Annotated in this window: 5 protein-coding genes and 1 pseudogene; 5 read left to right on the top strand and 1 reads right to left on the bottom strand. The window is 76.0% G+C overall.

The features are described 5' to 3' along the window. The first annotated feature begins 127 nt into the window (after positions 1–127). Positions 128–985 (top strand): biotin--[acetyl-CoA-carboxylase] ligase, encoded by an 858-nt coding sequence (locus ACSNOK_RS30005; protein WP_436783950.1) that lies wholly within the window; start codon positions 128–130, stop codon positions 983–985. A gap of 91 nt (positions 986–1,076) precedes the next feature. Further along, the gene (locus ACSNOK_RS30000) at positions 1,077–2,315 is read left to right on the top strand and encodes an adenylate/guanylate cyclase domain-containing protein (protein WP_436783949.1); all 1,239 of its coding nucleotides are present in this window, start codon (positions 1,077–1,079) and stop codon (positions 2,313–2,315) included. Positions 2,316–2,436: 121 nt separating this feature from the next. Here the strand turns inward: ACSNOK_RS30000 and ACSNOK_RS29995 are convergent. After that, positions 2,437–2,616 (bottom strand): annotated as a pseudogene (locus tag ACSNOK_RS29995) (aromatic amino acid lyase); the annotation flags it as partial. Positions 2,617–2,640: 24 nt separating this feature from the next. Here ACSNOK_RS29995 and ACSNOK_RS29990 point away from each other — a divergent pair. The 3 genes from ACSNOK_RS29990 to ACSNOK_RS29980 all read left to right on the top strand — a co-directional run bounded on the left by ACSNOK_RS29990 (position 2,641) and on the right by ACSNOK_RS29980 (position 5,589). Beyond that, a complete protein-coding gene (locus tag ACSNOK_RS29990) occupies positions 2,641–3,342 on the top strand; it encodes a ribonuclease H family protein (protein ID WP_436783948.1) in 702 nt (233 codons plus the stop codon). A gap of 119 nt (positions 3,343–3,461) precedes the next feature. Beyond that, positions 3,462–4,271, top strand: a complete 810-nt coding sequence (locus ACSNOK_RS29985; RefSeq protein ID WP_436783947.1) for an enoyl-CoA hydratase/isomerase family protein — start codon at positions 3,462–3,464, stop codon at positions 4,269–4,271. A 208-nt stretch (positions 4,272–4,479) separates the two neighbouring features. After that, positions 4,480–5,589, top strand: coding sequence for a diguanylate cyclase domain-containing protein (locus ACSNOK_RS29980; RefSeq protein WP_436783951.1), 1,110 nt, complete (start codon positions 4,480–4,482; stop codon positions 5,587–5,589). Positions 5,590–5,682: the final 93 nt, after the last annotated feature.

Genomic DNA, 5,682 nt, shown 5'->3' with positions numbered 1-5,682 from the left:
GGGTAGGAGAGGCGGCCGCCGGGGGCGTCGTGGGGTCACCGGCGGCGCGGGCGTGGCGGGGGCGGCCGTGCCGCGGCGGGCCGTACGGTGTCCGGGGCGTCCGCGCCGACGTGTCTATGGTGACGGCATGACTCCGCCCGACACCCCCGGAAGCCGCTGGTCCGACCTGGACCGGCCCCCGCTGAACGCCCCCGCGCTCCGGCGCGCGCTGCTGCGGCCCGGAGGGCTGTGGACCTCCCTGGACGTGGTCGCGAACACCGGCTCCACCAACACCGACCTCGCCGCGGCCGACGGCCCCGAGGGCGCCGTGCTCGTCGCCGAGGAGCAGTCCGCGGGCCGCGGCCGGCTGGACCGCACCTGGTCCGCCCCGGCCCGTTCCGGGCTGTTCCTCTCCGTCCGGCTCACGCCCGGCCCCGGCGTCCCCGTCCGCCGCTGGGGCTGGCTGCCGCTGCTCGCAGGCGTCGCCACCGCGTCCGCGCTGTCCCGGGCCGCCGGTGTCGACACCGCCCTGAAGTGGCCCAACGACCTCCTCGTCACCGTCGACGGCCGGGAACGCAAGGCCGGCGGCATCCTCGCCGAGCGGGCCGGCGACTCCGTCGTCGTCGGCATCGGCGTCAACGTCTCCCTGCGCGCCGACGAACTCCCGGTGCCCACCGCGGGCTCGCTGGCCCTGGCCGGTGCCGGGCGGCTCGACCGCGACCCGCTGCTGCGGGCCGTACTCCGCTCGCTGGAGGACTGGTACACCGCCTGGCGCGGCGCCGACGGCGACCCGGCGGCCTGCCGGCTCCAGGAGGCGTACGCGGCCGGCTGCGCCACCCTCGGGCGTCCCGTACGGGCCGAACTCCCCGGCGACCGGGAGCTGGTCGGGGAGGCGGTGGCGGTCGACGGCGACGGCCGGCTGGTCCTCGCCACCGAGCACGGGGTGCAGCGGCCGGTGGACGCGGGCGACATCGTTCACCTGCGTCCGGCGTCGTCAGGAGAGTGAGCTAGGGCACACCTGCCGTATCGTGGTGACCGGAAAGCGAGCGAGCGGCGATCGGCAGGGCAGTGCGCACGGATCGGACAGGGGGCGGGCGGTGACCGCCGACGGTGGGGGTACCTCCCGTTCCGTAGCGGCCGGGGAGGCCGCGGGGGCCGACGGGGAGGGGAAGACCGCGCGGGCGACCGGTGCCCCGGAGGGCACCGCGGGGCGAGCCGCCGGGAGCGCGCGGAGCGACGGTCCCGCGGAGCTCGACTCCGCCGCCGACGAGGGCGGCGACCCGCTCGCGCTCCGGCTGGAGGCGCTGATCCTCGGCGCGGAGCGGCGGTACACCCCGTTCCAGGCCGCCCGGGCGGCGGGCGTCTCCATGGACCTGGCCGCGCGCTTCTGGCGGGCCATGGGCTTCGCCGACATCGGCCAGGCCAAGGCCCTCACCGAAGCGGACGTCCTCGCCCTGCGGCGGCTGGCCGGCCTGGTCGAGGCGGGGCTGCTGAGCGAGCCCATGGCCGTCCAGGTGGCCCGCTCCACCGGCCAGACCACGGCCCGGCTCGCGGACTGGCAGATCGACTCCTTCCTGGAGGGCCTGACGGAACCTCAGGAGCCGGGCCTCACCCGGGCGGAGATCACCTACCCCCTCGTCGAGCTGCTCCTGCCGGAGCTGGAGGAGTTCCTCGTCTACGTCTGGCGGCGCCAGCTCGCCGCCGCGACCGGCCGGGTGGTGCAGGCGCAGGACGACGCGGAGATGGTCGACCGCAGGCTCGCCGTCGGCTTCGCCGACCTGGTCGGGTTCACCCGGCTGACCCGCCGGCTGGAGGAGGAGGAGCTCGGCGAGCTCGTCGAGGCGTTCGAGACCACGGCGGCCGACCTGGTCGCCGCGCACGGCGGCCGGCTGATCAAGACCCTGGGCGACGAGGTCCTCTACGCGGCCGACGACGCGGGGACGGCCGCGGAGATCGGCCTGCGGCTGATCGAGACCCTCGGCCACGACGAGACCATGCCCGAGCTGCGCGTGGGCATGGCCTTCGGCACGGTGACGACGCGCATGGGCGATGTCTTCGGCACCACGGTGAACCTCGCCAGCAGGCTGACGTCGATAGCGCCGAAGGACGCGGTGCTGGTGGACGGCGCCCTGGCGGAGGAGCTGCTGCGCAGCGGGGACGCCCCCAAGTCCGAGGCCGAGGTGGCGGCGGCGATGGCCGAGGCGGAGGCGGAGGGCGGGACGCCGGGGGCCGTGGCCGCCAAGTACCGCTTCGCGCTGCAGCCGATGTGGCAGCGGCCGGTGCGCGGACTGGGCGTCGTGGAGCCGTGGTTGCTCACGCGGCGGGAGCAGGGCTGAGGGGGGCCGGGGGTCGGGGGCGTGGCGTTCCGGTGCCTCGTTCCGGCTGTGGCGGCCTGAGGGGCCGTGGCGGGCGGAGGTGATCAGCGGGGCGCGGCAGCAGCCGTTCGCTCTAGGGCCGGCGGGTGAGGTCGGCGCAGGCCATGCCGAGCATGCCGTCCGTGCCGTCGGTGCCGTCGAGAAGGGCGATCCCCTCCTTCTCCCGCAGTTCGACGGGCTGGATGCCGTGCGCGAGGACGCCGTCGGGGCCTTCCATCTCGCCCTCGCCCATGAGCGTCAGCGCGCAGTGCGAGGGCGGGGCGCGTCTCCTGACATCATCGGGGGCATGCTCGATCGCATCATCGCCGCTTGTGACGGCGCTTCGAAGGGGAACCCCGGGCCGTCCGCCTGGGCGTGGGTGGTCGCCGACGCCGAGGGGCGGCCGGAGCGCTGGGAGGCCGGTCCGCTGGGCCGGGTGACCAACAACATCGCCGAGCTGACCGCGCTGCGGCGGGTGTTGGAGGCCACCGACCCGGCCGTACCGGCCGAGGTCAGGCTCGACTCGCAGTACGCGATGAACGCGGTCACCAAGTGGCTGCCGGGATGGAAGCGGAACGGCTGGAAGACGGCGGCCGGGAAGCCGGTCGCCAACCAGGAGCTGGTCCGGAGCATCGACGAGCTGCTGGCCGGGCGCGAGGTCGAGTTCCGCTACGTGCCGGCGCACCAGCAGGGCGGCGACCCGCTGAACGCGATCGCCGACCAGGCCGCCAGCGACTCCGCGACGTCCCAGCGGGCGGCGGGCACGGCCCACGGCGACGCGGAGCCTCCCGTGCCCGACCTGTCCCGCGCGGCCCCGCCGCGCCCCCGGAAGGCGAGTGGCGCGCCGGCCGGGAAGGCCGCGAAGGGCGCGCGCTCCAAGGGCACCCTCAAGGCGAAGTTCCCCGGCCGCTGCGTCTGCGGCAAGTCCTACGCGGCGGGCGAGCCGATCGCCAAGAACGACCGGGGCTGGGGCCATGTGACCTGCCGCGACACTCCGTCCGGCGTGTGAGGGCGGGTCGGGGGCTCGCCCCCGCCACAAGCGGTGAGGGGGCGAGCCCGGGCACCCCCCACGGGTATGGCACCCGCTCCGAGGTCAGTGCATGATCGTGGCCACAGCCGAAGGAGAGGGTGAATCGCGTGAGCGAACAGCGCTTTGGTGAGTGGGTCGCGGTCCGCGCGCACGAGGACGGCCGCGTCGCCGAGCTCGTGCTCGACCGGCCGAAGGCCATGAACGCCGTGTCCACCGAGCTGGGCCGCTCGATCGCCGAGGCGACCGCCGCCCTCTCCGCCGACCGGACCGTCCGCGCCGTCGTCCTGACCTCCACGCACGAGCGGGCGTTCTGCGTCGGCGCCGACCTCAAGGAGCGCAACTCCTTCACCGACGCCGATCTCTCGCGGCAGCGCCCGCACGCCCGCGCCGCCTACACCGGCGTCCTGGAACTGCCCGTGCCGGCCATCGCCGCCGTCCACGGCTTCGCCCTCGGCGGCGGCTTCGAGCTCGCGCTGTCCTGCGACATCATCGTCGCGGACGAGACCGCCGTGGTGGGGCTCCCCGAGGTGTCCGTCGGCGTGATCCCGGGCGGGGGCGGGACCCAGTTGCTGCCGCGCCGGGTCGGCGCGGCCCGCGCCGCCGAGCTGATCTTCAGCGCGCGGCGCGTCCAGGCGGCCGAGGCGCGGGAGTTGGGCCTCGTCGACCGGCTCGTTCCCGCCGGGCAGGACCGTGACGAGGCGCTGGCCCTGGCCGCCCGGATCGCCGCCCACTCGCCCGTCGGGCTGCGGGCCGCCAAGCGCGCCCTGCGCCTCGGGCACGGGCTGGACCTGCGGGCCGGGCTGGAGGTCGAGGACGCGGCCTGGCGGACGGTGGCCTTCTCCGGGGACCGCGCGGAGGGCGTGGCCGCGTTCAACGAGAAGCGGACCCCGGACTGGCCGGGCGAGTGACGGCCGCGACGGCGGGCTGACCGCCGTCGGAAAAACGGGATGAACAGGGGCGAAGCGGGCTTCCGCGGAGCCCTCACAAGGCGGAATGAGCGCACCATTCCTACGCTGGAGTGCGAGGGCTGCGCGCAGCGGTGGAATGTGAGGCTCGGTGGCTGGTGACGCGGATCGTGACGACCGCCTGTCCGCCGTGGTGGAGCTGGCACAGGCGATGGCGGCGGCGCAGTCCCCGCTGGAGGGGGTGACCGCCGCCGCCGAGGGGGCCCTGCGCGCCCTGAACGGCTCCTTCGCCGCGGTCTCCGTCTGGGAGCGGGAGAGCGGCCGGCTGCGCGTCCTGGTGAACGCGGGGACGCTGGACCCCGACGAGGAGCGGTTCCCCGAGGACGAGACGTATCCGGTGCACAACTTCCCCGAGGTCGCCGAGTTCCTGCACGAGGAGTGGGTGGGCGGACGGCCGCACGCCTGGGTGGAGAACCTGGACGACGGGGCGGAGGGGGCGGGCGGTCCGGACGCCCTCCCGGTGGGCCACCGCGTCGAGGTGCTGCGCCGCCGGCGCCGGGGCAGCTGTGTAATCGCGCCCATCGTGCTGCACGGCCGGGCCTGGGGCGAGCTGTACGTGGCGCGGCCCCTGGGCGCGCCCGCCTTCCGCCGCTCCGACGCCGACTTCGCGGCCGTGCTCGCCGCCGTCACCGCCGCGGGCATCGTCCAGACCGAGCGGCTGGAGGAGGCCCGCAGGCTGGCCTACACCGACCCTCTGACCGGCCTGGGCAACCGCCGTGCCGTCGACGCGCGCCTCGACGAGGCCGTCGAACGGCATCTGGCGGAGGGCGTCGTGGTCAGCCTGGTCGTCTGCGACCTGAACGGCCTGAAGCGGGTCAACGACACGCTCGGGCACGCGCAGGGCGACCGGCTGCTGGAACGATTCGGCTCGCTGCTGTCGCTGTGCGGGGCCCGGCTGCCCGGCGCGCTCGCCGCCCGGCTCGGCGGCGACGAGTTCTGCCTGCTCACCGTCGGCCCGCCGGCCGACGAGGTGGTCCGGGCGGCCGAGGAACTCTGCCTGCGCGCCCGCCGGTTGGAGCTCGGCGAGGGCGTCGCGTGCGGCATCGCGTCCACGGGCGATCCGATCGGCCCCGTCCGCACGGCCCGCCGCCTCTTCCGGCTCGCCGACGCGGCGCAGTACCGGGCGAAGGCGGCGGGCGCGGAGAAGCCGGTGGTGGCCGGGCGCGAGGGCGGCCCCGACGATCCGGTCGTCCGCCTCGCCGACCGGCCTCCGGAGCCGCCCCGGGCGGAGCGGCGGAGGTTCCGGGGGCGGGGGCTTTAGGGCTGCGCCCGGTGGGGTGCCCCGGTCCCGCCCTCTCACCGTTTCCTGGGGCTGCCGCCCCAGACCCCGCTTGTCGCGGCTTCGCCGCTCGTC

Origin of the sequence: Streptomyces sp. URMC 126 (assembly GCF_051386555.1) — a bacterium.
Taxonomy (GTDB): domain Bacteria; phylum Actinomycetota; class Actinomycetes; order Streptomycetales; family Streptomycetaceae; genus Streptomyces.
This window is presented reverse-complemented; position numbering and strand designations above follow the sequence as displayed.

What these genes read in the sequence shown, in the direction of transcription:
- ACSNOK_RS30005 (WP_436783950.1), top strand. Translation starts at nt 128, where the DNA reads ATGACTCCGCCCGACACCCCCGGAAGCCGCTGGTCCGACCTGGACCGG.
- ACSNOK_RS29990 (WP_436783948.1), top strand. Translation starts at nt 2,641, where the DNA reads ATGCTCGATCGCATCATCGCCGCTTGTGACGGCGCTTCGAAGGGGAAC.
- ACSNOK_RS29980 (WP_436783951.1), top strand. Translation starts at nt 4,480, where the DNA reads ATGGCGGCGGCGCAGTCCCCGCTGGAGGGGGTGACCGCCGCCGCCGAG.